Here is a 14,442-nt window from a genome sequence, read left to right as displayed (position 1 = left end):
TTTCAAGCCATTTTTCGCCATGTTCGTGGCACTACATATTTGCCAAACTCCGGGGAATCAGGCAGCAGGCCGCGCAAAATCAACCACTTGCCAACGGACTCCCAACGGGGACTGTTCAAGTTGGGCCTAGCGGCAGCGCGAACCGTTCGCTGCGGATGGACAGCAGAACCCTCATCGACGGCGCGATCTACGCCACCCGCCACTGGCCGGTGTGGCTGCGCTATGCGGCAACCTGCGCGCTCGTCGCCGCCGTGCTCGGCCTCCGCCTGCTCGCCGATCCCATCCTCGGCGACCATGAGCGCTCCCTGCTCTTCCTCGCCGCCATCCTGCTGTCGGCGACGCTGTTCGACCGCGGCTCCGGCATCCTGGCGACGCTGCTTTCGGCCATGGTGCTCAGCTATATGTACATGCCGCCGCGCTTCAGCCTGGTGATCGGCAGCCGCACCCAGCTCGTCTCGCTGCTGCTGTTCGTCGTGATCGGCGTCCTGCTGGCCAGCATCGTCGAGGCCATGCACCGCGCAATCGAGGCGCTGCAGGCCGCGCAGGCCGACCTGCAGGAGGTGCAGCGGGGCCGCGCCCTGCTGCTGGAGGAATTCCGCCACCGAACCCGCAACGACCTCGGCTCCCTGGTCGGCATCCTCCTGCTGCGGGCCCGGGCGGCGAGCTCGGAGGCCGCCCGCGACGGGCTGCGCGAGGCCGCCGACCATGCCCTGGCACTGGCCCGGGTGCATACGCGGCTGGCGAAGGACAGCGTCGCGGCCGAGGACGCGACCACGGTCGATACGCGGGAATTCATCGTCGGGCTCTGCGACGACCTGACCAAGGCGTTCTCGGGGGACGGGCTGCGGCCGGTCTTCCTGCATGCCGAGGCCGAGCCGCACCGGCTATCGACCGAGCGCTCGGTGCAACTCGGCCTGGTGCTGAACGAGGCGATCACCAACGCCTTCAAATACGCCTTCCCCGAGGGTCGCGGCGGCCAGGTGCAGGTCCGCTTCCGCCGGCAGGGCGAGCAATTCGTCCTGACGGTGGTGGATGACGGGCCCGGCGTGCTGCCGGATGGCGAGGTGGGCGAGACGCCGCCGGCGGCGCTGCCGCAGGGCTCCGGCCTCGGCACCCGTCTGCTGCGGGCGCTGGCGGCGCAGCTGCGCGGGTCCTTCAACCGCCATCCGGGGGAGGCCGGGCTGGGCACGGTGGTGGAGCTGCATTTCCCGGTCGACGCGCCGCGGCCGCCCAGCCCGGCACGGCGAGGCTGAGGCGCGCCGGCGGCTCAGGCCGCCAGCCGCGCCGCCGGCACCCGCCGCATGGCGCCACCCGGTGTCGCGCCCGGCACCGCGGCGGCCATGTCGGCGGCGACCAGCAGCTTGGCCCAATCCACCCCGGTCTCGACACCCATGCGCCGGAACATCCAGACCACGTCCTCCATCGCCACGTTGCCGGTGGCCCCCGGCGCGAAGGGGCAGCCGCCGATGCCGCCCGAGGCGGCGTCGAAGATCCGGCAGCCGGCTTCCCAGGCCGCCGTCACGTTGGCGATTCCCATGCCGTAGGTGTCGTGGCCGTGGAAGGCGAAGCGCAGGCCCCAGGCCTTGTGGGCATGCTCGAACACCCGCCGCACCTGGTCGGGCGAGGCATTGCCCGTGGTGTCGGCCAGCGCGATCTCCATCTCCGGGTCCAGCGCCACCACGCGCTCGATGAAGTCGAGCGCGTCGCGTTCCGGCACCACGCCCTCAAAGGGGCAGTGGAAGGTGCAGGACAGGTTGAAGCGGATCTTGGTGCCCTTCGCCTCGCGCACGATGGCGGCGAGGTCGGCGAAGCTTTCCTCCCGCGTGCGGTTGAGGTTGGCCTTGTTGTGCGCCTCGGTCACCGACATGAACAGGCCGAGCCGGTCGGCCCCGGCGTTCATCGCCGCGTCGAACCCCTTGCGGTTCGGCACCAGCACCGTGCATTCGAGCCCGGCCAGCTGCTTGGCCACCTGCAGCACCGCGCCGGTATCGGCCATCTGCGGGATGGCGCGGGGCGAGACGAAGCTGCCCACCTCCATCCGGCGCAGCCCGGCCTCGTAGGTCGCGCGGACGATGGCGATCTTGGTCTCGGTCGGCACGAAGGCGCCGATGGATTGCAGGCCGTCGCGCGGGGCGACCTCGGAAAGCTCGACCCGTTCGGTCATGGCGCGTCCTCCTTCGGAAAGATCAGGTCGTTGTGCGCCCCGGCGGCGGGGCCCGTCCAGCGCACCATGTCGCGCGGCGAGACGCCATCGAAGCGGAAGGGCGCCGCCGGGTGCAGCACCGGCCCGAGCAAGGGATCGTCCACCTGCATCACCAGGTCGCGGGCACGGAAATGCGGATCCTCGGCGCAGTCCCGCATGTCATAGAGGCGCGAGCACGGCACCTCGGCGGCATCGAGGATCGCCTCGGCCTCGGCCCCGGTCCGGGTGCGGGTCCAGGCGGCGATCATCGCATCCAGCTCGGCGACGTTCTCGCAGCGCAGCGCATTGGTGGCGAAGCGCGGGTCGGCGGCGGCGGCGGGCTGGCCGATGGCGACCATCAGCCGGCGGAAGATGAGGTCCGAATTGCCGGCGATGCAGAGCCACTTGCCGTCGGCGCAGGGGTAGGTGTTGGTGGGGGCCGCGGTCTTGATCGCGGCGCCCTGCGGCTGCCGCACCCAGCCGAACAGGCCGTATTCCGGCAGCATGCCTTCCATCAGGCTGAACACGCTGCTGACCAGGTCGACATCGATGATGCGGCCGCGCGCGGCGGGGTCGCCCTTCACCTGCCAGCATGCGGCGACCAGGCCCATCGCGGCGTACATGCCGGCCAGGTCGTCGCTGATCGAGACGCCGCAGCGCGGCGGCGGGTGCTCCGACTGGCCGGGGCTGGCGGTGAGGTGGCGGAGGCCGCCCATGGCTTCGCCGATCGCGCCGAAGGCCGGCTTGTCGCGGTAGGGCCCGTCCTGGCCGTAGCCGCTGATGCGGGCGATGACGAGGCGCGGGTTGACGTCGTGCAGGTCGGCCGGGCCGAGCCCGTAGCGTTCGAGCTGGCCGGGGCGGAAATTCTCCACCAGCGCGTCCGACTTCGCCGCCAGCTGGCGCAGCCTGGCCTTCCCGTCCGGGCTTTTCAGGTCGAGCGTGACCGAGAGCTTGTTGCGGCCATGCACGCTGAACCAGACGGCATTGCCCTCGACCGCGGAGCCCCAGCCGCGCACCGGGTCGCCTTCGGGCGGCTCGACCTTGATCACCTCGGCGCCGAGGTCGGCCAGCAGCCGGGTGGCGAAGGGCGCGGCGATGTAGTGGCCGAGCTCGATGACCCGAAGGCCGGCAAGGGGGAGGCGCGGCGGTTCCGCGGCGGGGCTTTTCTCGGACATGGCCGGAAGACATAGGCCAGAAAGCCACGGGCTGGAACCGGCCGCGCCGGGCGGCGGCCTGGCGGACCGGCATCGGCGGCCGCGGCATCGGTTCGCCCCAGCGGCGGCGGCGCACCGGTCCATCCGGGCGATGGCGCGGGAGCGCATCCTGCGCCTGCCGGTGCGCGCGGCTGCGGCATGGCCCGGCGCATACCGGTTCGGCCGGCGCCCGGCGACGACCCGCGCGGGCGCCGGCGCCATGCGAGACGCGTCCCGCAGCCCCGGCGCGCAGGGCGCGCAGCCGGGGCGGCTGGGTTTCGCCGCCGGCGCTTTTCCGCCAGCATCGCCCAAACCTCCCCGGAGACCCGCGCGATGCCCGCCCCCACCGCCCCCGCCATTCTCGCCGAGGCCGCTGGTCTTGACCGCGCCTGGGCCGACCACCGCGCCGATGTGGAACAGGCGATCGCCGCCGCCGCCCGCCTCCGCACCGGCTTCACCCGCCCCGCCGACCCGGCCGCCGAGCCGCTGCCCGCGCACCACGCGCCCGACGCCAAGTCATGACCGCCCCGCACCTCCTGCCGCTGGCCGAGGCCGCGGCGCTGATCGCCGCCCGCCGGCTCTCGCCGGTCGAGCTCCTCGCCGATTGCCTGGACCGCGTCGCGGCGCTGGAGCCGCGGCTGAACACGGTGATCCGCCTGGCCGCCGACGAGGCCATGGCCGATGCCAGGACCGCCGAGGCGGAAATCGCCAGCGGCGGCCCGCGCACGCCGCTGCACGGCATCCCGGTCGGCCTCAAGGACATCATCGACCTCGCGGGGCACCCCACCACCTGCCATTCGAAGCTGCAGCTCGACCGCGTCGCCGGGACCGACGCCGCGGTGGTGGCCCGGCTGCGGGAGGCCGGCGCGGTCTTCCCGGCCAAGCTGGCGACGCATGAATTCGCCATCGGCGGCCCGGCCTTCGACCTGCCCTTCCCGCCGGCCCGCAATCCCTGGAACACCGCCCATCATCCGGGCGGCTCCTCCTCCGGCTCCGGCGCCGCGGTCGCCGCGCGGATGCTGCCGGCGGCGCTGGGCACCGATACCGGCGGCTCGGTGCGGCACCCCGCCAGCCATTGCGGCCTGATCGGGCTGAAGCCGACCTATGGGCTGGTCTCGCGGCGCGGAGTCTTCCCGCTGTCCTTCACGCTGGATCACGTGGGGCCGATGACGCGCACGGTGCGCGACAACGCCATCCTGCTGAACGCCATGGCCGGGCACGACCCGGGCGACCCCGGCAGCGCCGACCATGCGCCGGAGGACTACACCCGCGCCCTCAACCGCGGGGTCCGGTCCTTGCGGATCGGCTTCGTCCGGCATTTCCACGAACGCGACGTGCCCGCCTCGCCCGAGGTGACGGCGGCGCTCGAGGCGGCCGCGGCGCTGCTGGCGGCCGAGGGCGCGACGCTGGTCGACGTGACGCTGCCGCCGCTCGGCGAATTCGCCGCGGTCAACCGCGCCGTCATGCTGCCGGAAGCCACCGCGATCCACGAGCCCTGGCTGCGCGAACGCCCCGGCGACTATGCCGCCGTCACCCGTCGCCGGCTGCTGCCGGGGATGTTCGTCAGCGGCACCGACTATGTCCAGGCGCAGCGCCGCCGGCGGCAACTGACCGACGCGGTGCAGGCCAGCTTCGCCGAGGTGGACCTGCTGCTCTGCGCCAGCTCGATGGACCCGGCCAGCCTGATCGACGACGAGCCGGAGGTGGAGCGCACCTATCCACGCCAAGCCCGCACCCCCTTCAACGTCACCGGCCATCCGGCGATCTCCGTGATGTGCGGGATCAGCGGCGCCGCCGGCCTGCCGCTGGGGATGCAGCTGGTCGGGCCGAGCTTCTCGGAGGCGCTGATCTTCCAGGCCGCCGCCGCCTATGAACGTGCCGCGCCCTGGCGCGACATGATGCCGCAACTATGACCACAAGGAATCCGATGCGCCCCGCCCTGCTCGCCACGCTCTGTGTCCTCGCTTTGCCCGCCGCCGCCCAGCAGCCGGGCGTGCTCAACATCGGCATCGGTGGCGCCGTCACCTCGATCGACCCGCATTTCTACAACGCCTCGCCCAACAACAGCCTGGCGATGCACATCTTCGACCGGCTGGTCGAGCGCGACGCCACGGCGCAGCCCTATCCGGGCCTGGCGGAATCCTGGCGCGTGGTCTCCGACACCGTCTGGGAGTTCAAGCTGCGCGCCGGCGTCAAATGGCATGACGGCCGCGACTTCACCGCCGACGACGTCGCCTTCACCATCCAGCGCACGCCGAACGTCCCCGGCAGCCCGGGCGGCTTCGGCGGCTTCGTCCGCGCCATCGAGCGGGTCGAGGTGGTGGATCCGCTCACCGTCCGCTTCCACACCGCGCGGCCGCACCCGCTGCTGCCGACCGAGCTCGCCTCGGTCGCCGTCATCTCGAAGCATGCCGGCGAGGGTGCGGCGACCGAGGACTACAACTCGGGCAAGGCGGCGATCGGCACCGGGCCCTACCGGATGACCGCCTACCGGCCCGGCGACCGCACCGAGCTGGCCCGGAACGAGGGCTATTTCCGTGGGGCGGAGCCCTGGGCCCGGGTGAACTACCGCTTCATCGGCAATGACGGCGCGCGCACCGCGGCGCTGCTCGCCGGCGACGTCGACCTGATCGACCAGGTGCCCTCGACCGATCTCGGTCGGCTGAAGCGGGAGGCCAGGCTGACCGTCTCCGAGATCCAGGGGCTGCGGGTGATCTACCTCGCCACCGACCAGTCGCGGCAGAAGGACGTGCCCTTCACCAGCGACAACGACGGCAAGCCGCTGCCGACAAACCCGTTCGGCGATGTCCGCGTCCGCCGCGCCCTGTCCATGGCCATCAACCGCGCCGCCCTGGCGGACCGGGTGATGGAAGGCACCGCCCAGCCCACCGGGCAATGGCTGCCCGCCGGCACCTTCGGCTACAACCCCGCGGTCAAGCCACCCGCCTACGACCCGGACGGGGCAAAGGCGCTGCTCGCCCAGGCCGGCTACCCGCAGGGGTTCCGGATGACCCTGCACAGCCCGAACGACCGCTATCCGAACGACAGCAAGGCGGCACAGGCGGTGGCGCAGATGTTCAGCCGCATCGGCATCCGCACCGAGGTCGAGGCGGTGCCCTGGGCCAGCTTCTCGCAGCGCTCCAACCGCCAGGAATACGCCATCCGCCTGGCCGGCTGGGGCAGCGTGACCGGGGAGGCGAGCTATGCCCTGGTCAACATCCTCGGCACCTTCGACCGGGAGAAGCGCACCGGCGCCAGCAATGCCGGGCGCTATTCCAACCCGGAGCTGGACGCGCTGACCGCCCGCGCCGCGGCGACCATCGACGACCCGGCGCGCGCGGCGCTGCTGCAGCAGGCGGTGAAGCTGGCGATGGACGACGGCGCGATCATCCCGCTGTTCCAGCTGGTCAACAGCTGGGCCTTGCGGCGCGGCCTGACCTACGATGCGCGGATGGACGAACGCACCACGGCGATGGCGACGCGGCCGGCGCAATAGCCGCGGCCGGGCGGGTCCGGACTTAGGATCGCGCCCGCCGGAGCTCGGCCAGGGATCGCCCGGCGTCCGGGGACGCCGCGGTCGCTCCGCCCCGGGCCCCGCGCCGTTGCCGGAGTCCCCGCGCCGGGCGGGTGCCGGCCTGCCAACGGCGCGGAGATGACTGGGATGGGCCGCGATGCCGCCCCGGGCCGCCCCCCCTCGCCTACTCCGCGCCGGCCGCGTCCAGCACGTGCAGCGAATAGGTGAAGGCCGCCCCGGCATTCAGCGCGATGGCAACGCCCAGCGCCTCGGCCATTTCCGCCTTGGTCGCGCCGGCGTGCTTGGCCTTGCGGACATGCGCGTCGATGCAGCCGTCGCACCGGGTCGTCACCGCGACCGCCAGCGCGATCAGCTCCCGCGTCTTGGCGTCCAGATGGGTGGTGGTGGCGGCGCCGCGGCTCAGCGCGCCGAAGCCCTTGACCAGTTCGGGGTGCAGCGCGTTCAGCGCCTTGCCCTGTTCGCGCGCAGCGGCGTTGTAGCCGTCCCAATCCTTGATGGCGCTCATGCTTCCGATCTCCCCCGAATTGCGAACGGGCGCGGGGTCCTCCCCGCGCCCGCCCGATGGAACCTGCCGAAGGGCAAGCCTGCCCGCCAGGGCTACTCGATGGTCTCCGGCTCCTTCTCCGCCTCGCCGTCGCCTTCCTCGGGCTTCGGCAAGGCGGGCGCCGCGGCTTCGAGGTAGTCGAAGGCCAGTGCGCCGTCCTTCATGCCCACCTTCACCGACCCGCCCTTGACCAGCTTGCCGAAGAGCAGCTCCTCGGCCAGCGGCTTCTTGACGTATTCCTGGATCACCCGCCCCAGCGGCCGCGCGCCGTACAGCGGATCGAAGCCCTTCTCCGCCAGCCACTCCTTGGCCGCCGAGCTCAGCTCGATGGTCACGTTGCGGTCGGCCAGCTGGGCCTCCAGCTGCATGACGAACTTCTCGACCACCCGGCCGACGATCTCCGGCGTCAGGCCGGAGAAGGGCACGGTCGCATCCAGCCGGTTGCGGAATTCCGGCGTGAACATCCGCTTGATGGCTTCCTCGTCCTCGCCGATGCGGACGGTGGCGCCGAAGCCGATCGCGGTCTTGGCCATCTCGGCGGCGCCGGCATTCGTCGTCATGATCAGGATGACGTTGCGGAAATCCACCGTCTTGCCGTTGTGGTCGGTCAGCTTCCCGTGGTCCATGACCTGCAGCAGGATGTTGTAGAGGTCCTGGTGCGCCTTCTCGATCTCGTCCAGCAGCAGCACCGCGTGCGGGTGCTGGTCGATGGCATCCGTCAGCAGCCCGCCCTGGTCGAAGCCGACATAGCCCGGCGGCGCGCCGATGAGGCGGGAGACGCTGTGGCGCTCCATGTATTCCGACATGTCGAAGCGGATCAGCTCGATCCCGAGGGTCTTGGCGAGCTGCTTCGCCACCTCGGTCTTGCCGACGCCGGTCGGGCCGGAGAACAGGTAGTTGCCGATCGGCTTCTCCGCGTCGCGCAGCCCGGCGCGGGACAGCTTGATCGCGGCCGACAGCGTCTCGATCGCCTTCTCCTGGCCGAAGACCATCGACTTCAGGTCGCGCTCGAGCGTCTTCAGCGTCTCCTTGTCGTCGTTGGAGACGGTCTTGGGCGGGATGCGGGCGATCTTGGCGACGATCTCCTCGACATCCTTCAAGGTCACCGTCTTCCGCCGCTTGCCCTCCGGCAGCAGCATCCGCGACGCACCCACCTCGTCGATGACGTCAATCGCCTTGTCCGGCAGCTTGCGGTCATGGATGTACTTGGCCGAGAGCTCGACCGCGGCGCGGATCGCCTCCGGCGTGTAGCGGACCTTGTGGTGCTTCTCGTAGTTGGTCTTCAGCCCCTGCAGGATCTTCACCGCATCCTCCAGCGACGGCTCGTTGACGTCGATCTTCTGGAAGCGGCGGACCAGGGCGCGGTCCTTCTCGAAGTAGTTGCGGTATTCCTTGTAGGTGGTCGAGCCCACGCAGCGCAGCGTGCCCTGGGCCAGCGCCGGCTTCAGCAGGTTGGAGGCATCCATCGCCCCGCCGCTGGTGGCCCCCGCGCCGATCACCGTGTGGATCTCGTCGATGAACAGGATCGAGCCGGGCTGCTGCTCCAGCTCGTTGACCACCGCCTTCAGCCGCTCCTCGAAGTCGCCGCGGTAGCGGGTGCCGGCCAGCAGGCTGCCCATGTCGAGCGCGTAGATCGTGCTCTTCAGCAGCACCTCGGGCACGTCGCCCTCGATGATCCGCTTGGCCAGGCCCTCGGCGATGGCGGTCTTGCCGACGCCGGGATCGCCGACATAGAGCGGGTTGTTCTTGGTGCGGCGGCAGAGGATCTGGATGGTGCGCTCGATCTCCGTGTCGCGGCCGATCAGCGGGTCGATCTTGCCGGCCTGCGCCTTCTTGTTGAGGTTGACGCAGTAGTTGGTCAGCGCGTCCTGGCTGCGGCCACGGGCGGGCTTCTCCTCCTTCTCCGGCTCCTCGTTCTGCGGGCTGGCGGGCGTGCCGGCGACCGGCCGGCTGGCGGCGCGGCCCGGCGCCTTGGCGATGCCGTGGCTGATGAAGTTCACCGCGTCCAGCCGCGTCATGTCCTGCAGCTGCAGGAAGTAGACGGCATGGCTCTCGCGCTCGCTGAACAGCGCCACCAGCACGTTGGCGCCGGTGACCTCGTCGCGGCCGGAGGACTGCACATGGATCGCGGCGCGCTGGACGACCCGCTGGAAGCCGGCGGTCGGCTTCGGGTCGCCGGCCCGTTCCGTGACCAGGCCCGCCAGGTCCTTGTCGAGGAATTCGGTCAGGTCGCGCTTGAGCTTCTCGGTATCGACGCCGCAGGCCCGGAGGACGGTCGACGCATCGGTGTCGTCGGTCAGGGCGAGCAGGAGATGCTCCAGGGTCGCGTATTCGTGCCGGCGTTCATTCGCGAGGCCGAGGGCGCGGTGGAGCGTCTGCTCGAGGTTGCGTGACAGCATGCTAGAGACGCTCCCAATGAGAACCGCCAGACCGGACAGCGCCCGATGCGGCGGGGGGTTTCCCCGGTTGAACATCTTGGCCTAATCGCTTCCTCGGGCATCCCCGCCGTTCGGCGGAGTGGGACACTTTCAGCGGCCTGACGTCGCCGGGATCAATCCGGTCCTACGCGTTCCGGTCCTTCCTACGCTATCCGGTCCTGCAGCTCCCGAGTCTCGCAAGCTTTGATTGGTAACTCATTGCGCAATCCGCGGAGTCGGCCGCCCTGCCGGGTCACTCCTTCTCGATGGTGCACTGCAAAGGATGCTGGTTCTGCCGGGCCAAGTCCATCACTTGCGTCACCTTGGTCTCCGCGACCTCATAGGTATAGACGCCGCAGACGCCGACCCCGCGCCGGTGCACGTGCAGCATGATGCGGGTCGCCTCCTCCCGGTTCTTCTGGAAGAAGCGTTCCAGGACATGCACGACGAACTCCATCGGCGTGTAGTCGTCGTTCAGCATCAGCACCTTGTACATCGCCGGCTTCTTGGTGCGCGGCCGGGTCTTCACCACCACGCCGGTGTTCGGCGTGGTGTCGCCGGGCGGGTTCCCTCCGTTCGGTCGCTTGTCTTGGTCGCTCATCGAAGTTCCTGGTGGGAGTTTCCCGGTGTCAGTCCCCGGATCGGCCGGGGGCTTGGCTGGCAGCGGTCTGCCGGGGCCCGTCCGGCGGAAAGGATACCGCCGCATGCGGCGCGAGGTGAAGTGCCACGCGCAGCCACGACCGAAGATATGGGGCCGCGGGCCGGACGGGGAAAGCCCGCCGCACGGGCAAGCCGGTGGCCCGCAACGAAAAAGGCCCGGCCCGGGCCGTCGCGCCCCGACCGGGGCGGACGGCCCGGACCGGGCCCATTCCTGTCGTCCCGGCCGCTCGGGCCGGGACGCCGCGCGTCGCCTGATCAGGCGGCGAGCGGCTTGCCGAACTTCTCGACCGCGAGGGTCATGCGGGCCGACAGCGGCGCGAAGGAGGTCTCGGCCAGCTTCAGCGCGGCTTCCTGCAACTTGGCGCCTTCGGCCATGCTCTTCTCGACCGCGGCGCGGGTGAAGGTGGCCTGGATCTCGGCGGCTTCCTTGAGGCTCTTGACGGTGCCCAGCGCCTTGGCGCCGGCGACGCCGTGGTCGGCCAGGCCCTGGACCATCGCCATGGTCTGCTTGCCGAGGTCCTGCATGCCGGCGAGGTAAAGCTGCGTCGCCTTGGTCATCGCTTCGAAGTTGCCGCGGGTGAATTCGGTGGCCTGCTCCGCGGCCTTCATGAAGCCTTCGGTCGCCTTGGTTGCCTGGTCCATGGTGGTCTCCAATGTCATGCGCATCGGCTGCGCGGGGTCTGCCTCGGTGGTGGTGCCGGCCGGCGGGAGGATGTGGGCGACGGCCGCCTCAGCCGCCGGTCCGCTCACCGTCGCCTGCATATCGGGGGCCGGCGCCGTGCCGATCCCGATATCGGGTTCGGGGGCCGGCGGCGCCGTCGTGGCCACCGCGGCCATGGCCTCGACCGCCTTGGCCTTGGGGCGGGCACGCGGCGCCGAGGTGGCAGCCACCTTCGCCTCGGTCACGCTGGCCATGGCCTTGCTCCTTCGGATCGCCACTATTCGCCTCACCCTTGCTCGGCGCCGGTCCGGGGCCCTCGACCCCATTGGTGCGCCGCTTTGCTGCACTGCAACATGACGATACCTACGCGTTGGCCGGGCAGAGTTGCAAGGATTTTTTGCGCTGCACCATGAATTTTTCACTCACGGATTAGCGAGAGGTGACGTTGTTTGTCCTTCTGTTAACTTTGTTCCCGCAGAAGGCGAGGCAGGTGCTGACACGTCGCCGTACCCCCGCAGCGCAAGTGATTGCTATCCCGGGGTTCTTGTTCCATTCCGGTGGACAGTCGCGGCGGCGACACCGTATCGTGTAAACGATTCGCTGGCATGCCGGGGGGGCGGTGCCGCGTATCAGGGGGCTGCCATGTTCGGGACCAGCGCATCCTTGCGCTTGAGGGCGTTACGCGCCCTCGTGCTCGCCTGCGGAATCGGCATCGCCGTTCCGGCTGCCGCTCAAATCGGCAGCGAACGCTACGCCGCCATCGTGGTCGATGCCCGAAGCGGCAACGCCCTGATCGCCGCCAATCCGGATGAGCGGCGCTATCCCGCCTCGCTCACCAAGATGATGACCGCCTACATGGCGTTCGAGGCGCTGCGCGACCGCCAGGTCCAGCTCTCGACCCCGGTCCCGGTCTCCTATTCGGCCGCCGCCATGGCGCCGTCGAAGCTGGGACTGGCGCCGGGCATGAGCCTGACGGTCGAGGAGGCGATCCTCGCCCTGGTCACCAAGTCCGCCAACGATGCCGCCGCCGCGCTGGGCGAATTGCTGGGTGGCGGGTCCGAGGATCGCTTCGCCCAGATGATGACGCTGCGGGCCCGTTCGCTCGGCATGCGCAACACCACCTTCCGCAACGCATCCGGCCTGCCGGACCTCGACCAGGTCTCCACCGCGCGCGACATGGCGCTGCTGGGCCAGCGGCTGCTCCGCGACTTCCCGGATCGGTACGCCTTCTTCTCCACCCCGCACTTCGTCTTCCGCGGCCGGACCCACTGGAACCACAACCGGCTGCTCAACGAATATGACGGCGCCGACGGCATCAAGACCGGCTATGTCAACGACAGCGGCTTCAACCTGGTCGCCTCGGCGCAGCGCGAAGGTGTCCGCCTGGTCGCCGCCGTCTTCGGCGGCCGCACCGGGCGGGAACGCGACCGCCACATGATGGCGCTGCTCGACCAGGGCTTCGCCACCGTCGGCGTCGCCCCGCGCGATCCGCCGGTGGTGGCACGCCGCGCCCTGCCCGGCGTCATGGCCAGCGCCACGGCCGCGCCGCTCGGCCGCGCCGGTCGGCATGCCGGCCGCCCCGTCGTGGCCGCCGGCCGCGCCGCGCCGGCACCGAAGGCCAGCGCCTTCCGCACCGCGCGAAGCAAGCCAGGCCTGCTGCGCATGACCTCCACCACCAAGAGCAGCAAGCCGGTGGTTCGGGTCGAGCAGGGCGATACCAGCCGCAACAGCGCCCCACCGAAGCAGGCGCGGGGCTTCGGCAAGGCGGCGGCGGAAAAGCCCGCGGCGAAGCCGGCGAAGACCGCCGCGACCGGCCGCCGCGCCGGCTGAGCCGGCAGCCGGACGAGGCTGCTGTACCTGCGCCGGCGGCCAGGCCGGAAAAAGGGCTGGAGCTCCGGGGAGGCGACCGTCCCCCCGGGCGTCACGGCCTCAGTACATCGCCCCGCGCGCGGCGATCGGCCAGAGGCACTCCACCCGCCCCCGCCGCACCCCGACATACCAGTCGTAGCGATCCACCGTCGGGTCGCAATGCCCGGGCACCAGGCGCAGCTTCTCGCCCAGCGCCGGCGTGGCGCCATCCTCGACCAGCAGCTTGCCGTGCTCGTCGGAGGCCCCGGCATAGCGCAGCCCCGGCCGCCCATGGACCAGCGGCAGGCCGCTGTCGATCGCCACCGCCTTGTGCCCGGCATCCACCACCGCGACGCCCGGCAGCGCCCGGCTCATCACCGTGGCCAGCACGAACAGCGATTGCCGGAACGGCGGCGGCACGGCGTTGCGGGCATAGTCGGCATCCATGAAGGCGTAGGAACCGGCCTGGATTTCCGTGTAGACGCCGCTCGCCGCCTCCAGCGCGAAGGTGCCGGTGCCGCCGCCGCCGACGATCTCGCATCCCAGGCCGCGCTGGCGCAGCTGTTCCACCGTGCGGCGGGTGACCTCGGCGGCATGGCCGATCGCCGCCTCGCGCTCGCCCAGGCTGCGCTTGTGCTGGGCGCTGCCGTGGTAGCTCTGCAGCCCGCCGAACCGCAGGTGCCGGTTGCCGGCGATCCGCTCGGCCAGCGCCACGGCATCCGGGCCGGGCGCCACGCCGCAGCGGCCGGCGCCGCAGTCGATCTCGACCAGCACGCGGATCCGGGTGCCGGCGGCCTCGGCCGCCGCGGCGACTTCCTCCACCTGGGCGGCATCGTCGACGCAGACCGCGACCTGGGCGATCGCGGCCAGCGCCGCCAGCCGGGCCAGCTTGGCCGAGCCCACCACCTGGTTGCTGACCAGGATGTCGGGGATGCCGCCCCAGGCCAGGGCCTCGGCCTCCCCCACCTTCTGCACGCATTGGCCGACCGCGCCGCGCGCCATCTGCAGCCGGGCGATCACCGGCGACTTGTGGGTCTTGGCATGCGCCCGCAGCTTCACCCCGGTGGGCGCCAGCAGTGCCGCCATGGCATCGAGATTGGCCTCGAAGGCATCGAGGTCGAGCAGCAAGGCGGGGGTGTCGACCTCCTCCTCGCGCATGCCCGGTTCGGCGGGCGGCGGCTGCAGCATGGACGGGCGACTCCGGTGATGCGATGAGACGAAGGGAATCCATGCTGCGGCACGCCGGCCACGGCAACGCTTGATCTGACGCAAACCGCCCGCCCCGGCATCACGCCGGCTCCATCCATCCGGCGATCCGCCGGCCGCCGATGGCGCGGTGCATCGAGGCGATCAGGCGGATGTTGGCCGGCCCCAGCCGTCCCCCCCAATGCGCCCTGGCGTG

Annotated in this window: 12 protein-coding genes; 5 read left to right on the top strand and 7 right to left on the bottom strand. The window is 71.0% G+C overall.

Annotated elements, in window-relative coordinates:
* Nucleotides 1–155: 155 nt before the first annotated feature.
* Complete coding sequence (locus tag ACFQS7_RS30040) at nt 156–1,253, top strand: sensor histidine kinase (RefSeq protein WP_380070824.1); 1,098 nt, start codon at nt 156–158, stop codon at nt 1,251–1,253.
* A gap of 14 nt (nt 1,254–1,267) precedes the next feature.
* Here ACFQS7_RS30040 and ACFQS7_RS30035 read toward each other — a convergent pair whose 3' ends face one another.
* Both ACFQS7_RS30035 and ACFQS7_RS30030 read right to left on the bottom strand, forming a co-directional pair.
* Nucleotides 1,268–2,164 (bottom strand): hydroxymethylglutaryl-CoA lyase, encoded by an 897-nt coding sequence (locus ACFQS7_RS30035; RefSeq protein ID WP_380070823.1) that lies wholly within the window; start codon nt 2,162–2,164, stop codon nt 1,268–1,270.
* Nucleotides 2,161–3,357 (bottom strand): CaiB/BaiF CoA transferase family protein, encoded by a 1,197-nt coding sequence (locus ACFQS7_RS30030; protein ID WP_380070822.1) that lies wholly within the window; start codon nt 3,355–3,357, stop codon nt 2,161–2,163. The genes ACFQS7_RS30035 and ACFQS7_RS30030 overlap by 4 nt, the downstream gene beginning before the upstream one ends.
* A gap of 351 nt (nt 3,358–3,708) precedes the next feature.
* Between ACFQS7_RS30030 and ACFQS7_RS30025 the strand changes: the two genes are divergently transcribed.
* From ACFQS7_RS30025 to ACFQS7_RS30015, 3 genes are read left to right on the top strand one after another with little or no spacing between them, the layout of a single operon-like run.
* Nucleotides 3,709–3,897 carry a hypothetical protein gene (locus ACFQS7_RS30025; RefSeq protein WP_380070821.1) on the top strand — a complete coding sequence of 63 codons (189 nt, stop codon included), beginning with the start codon at nt 3,709–3,711 and terminating at the stop codon, nt 3,895–3,897.
* Entirely contained in the window at nt 3,894–5,288 is a 1,395-nt protein-coding gene (locus ACFQS7_RS30020) for an amidase (protein ID WP_380070820.1), read from the top strand. Before ACFQS7_RS30025 ends, ACFQS7_RS30020 begins: the two co-directional genes overlap by 4 nt.
* Nucleotides 5,289–5,302: 14 nt before the next feature.
* Entirely contained in the window at nt 5,303–6,871 is a 1,569-nt protein-coding gene (locus ACFQS7_RS30015; RefSeq protein WP_380070819.1) for an ABC transporter substrate-binding protein, read from the top strand.
* Between the two features lie 202 nt (nt 6,872–7,073).
* Here ACFQS7_RS30015 and ACFQS7_RS30010 read toward each other — a convergent pair whose 3' ends face one another.
* The 4 genes from ACFQS7_RS30010 to ACFQS7_RS29995 form a co-directional block, all read right to left on the bottom strand.
* A complete protein-coding gene (locus tag ACFQS7_RS30010) occupies nt 7,074–7,406 on the bottom strand; it encodes a carboxymuconolactone decarboxylase family protein (protein WP_380070825.1) in 333 nt (110 codons plus the stop codon).
* 101 nt (nt 7,407–7,507) lie between these two features.
* Nucleotides 7,508–9,853: an ATP-dependent Clp protease ATP-binding subunit ClpA gene (clpA, locus tag ACFQS7_RS30005; RefSeq protein ID WP_380070818.1), complete on the bottom strand. Its 2,346-nt coding sequence runs from the start codon at nt 9,851–9,853 to the stop codon at nt 7,508–7,510.
* Nucleotides 9,854–10,124: 271 nt separating this feature from the next.
* On the bottom strand, nt 10,125–10,472 hold the full coding sequence (gene clpS, locus ACFQS7_RS30000; RefSeq protein ID WP_133219238.1) for an ATP-dependent Clp protease adapter ClpS: 348 nt from the start codon (nt 10,470–10,472) through the stop codon (nt 10,125–10,127).
* A 314-nt stretch (nt 10,473–10,786) separates the two neighbouring features.
* Nucleotides 10,787–11,446 carry a phasin family protein gene (locus ACFQS7_RS29995; protein ID WP_380070817.1) on the bottom strand — a complete coding sequence of 220 codons (660 nt, stop codon included), beginning with the start codon at nt 11,444–11,446 and terminating at the stop codon, nt 10,787–10,789.
* A 415-nt stretch (nt 11,447–11,861) separates the two neighbouring features.
* Between ACFQS7_RS29995 and ACFQS7_RS29990 the strand changes: the two genes are divergently transcribed.
* Nucleotides 11,862–13,022: a D-alanyl-D-alanine carboxypeptidase family protein gene (locus ACFQS7_RS29990; protein ID WP_380070816.1), complete on the top strand. Its 1,161-nt coding sequence runs from the start codon at nt 11,862–11,864 to the stop codon at nt 13,020–13,022.
* A gap of 99 nt (nt 13,023–13,121) precedes the next feature.
* On the opposite strand, the gene ACFQS7_RS29985 is transcribed toward ACFQS7_RS29990, so the two are convergent.
* Nucleotides 13,122–14,228 carry a DSD1 family PLP-dependent enzyme gene (locus ACFQS7_RS29985; protein ID WP_380070815.1) on the bottom strand — a complete coding sequence of 369 codons (1,107 nt, stop codon included), beginning with the start codon at nt 14,226–14,228 and terminating at the stop codon, nt 13,122–13,124.
* Nucleotides 14,229–14,442 lie beyond the last annotated feature (214 nt).

The organism is Dankookia sp. GCM10030260, assembly GCF_042666655.1.
Taxonomy (GTDB): Bacteria; Pseudomonadota; Alphaproteobacteria; order Acetobacterales; family Acetobacteraceae; genus Paracraurococcus.
The sequence above is the reverse complement of the archived record's forward strand: the minus strand, read 5'-3'. Positions and strand labels throughout refer to the sequence as shown.

What these genes read in the sequence shown, in the direction of transcription:
- ACFQS7_RS30040 (WP_380070824.1), top strand. Translation starts at nt 156, where the DNA reads ATGGACAGCAGAACCCTCATCGACGGCGCGATCTACGCCACCCGCCAC.
- ACFQS7_RS30035 (WP_380070823.1), bottom strand. Translation starts at nt 2,164, where the DNA reads ATGACCGAACGGGTCGAGCTTTCCGAGGTCGCCCCGCGCGACGGCCTG.
- ACFQS7_RS30030 (WP_380070822.1), bottom strand. Translation starts at nt 3,357, where the DNA reads ATGTCCGAGAAAAGCCCCGCCGCGGAACCGCCGCGCCTCCCCCTTGCC.
- ACFQS7_RS30025 (WP_380070821.1), top strand. Translation starts at nt 3,709, where the DNA reads ATGCCCGCCCCCACCGCCCCCGCCATTCTCGCCGAGGCCGCTGGTCTT.
- ACFQS7_RS30020 (WP_380070820.1), top strand. Translation starts at nt 3,894, where the DNA reads ATGACCGCCCCGCACCTCCTGCCGCTGGCCGAGGCCGCGGCGCTGATC.
- ACFQS7_RS30015 (WP_380070819.1), top strand. Translation starts at nt 5,303, where the DNA reads ATGCGCCCCGCCCTGCTCGCCACGCTCTGTGTCCTCGCTTTGCCCGCC.
- clpA (WP_380070818.1), bottom strand. Translation starts at nt 9,853, where the DNA reads ATGCTGTCACGCAACCTCGAGCAGACGCTCCACCGCGCCCTCGGCCTC.
- clpS (WP_133219238.1), bottom strand. Translation starts at nt 10,472, where the DNA reads ATGAGCGACCAAGACAAGCGACCGAACGGAGGGAACCCGCCCGGCGAC.
- ACFQS7_RS29995 (WP_380070817.1), bottom strand. Translation starts at nt 11,446, where the DNA reads ATGGCCAGCGTGACCGAGGCGAAGGTGGCTGCCACCTCGGCGCCGCGT.
- ACFQS7_RS29985 (WP_380070815.1), bottom strand. Translation starts at nt 14,228, where the DNA reads ATGCTGCAGCCGCCGCCCGCCGAACCGGGCATGCGCGAGGAGGAGGTC.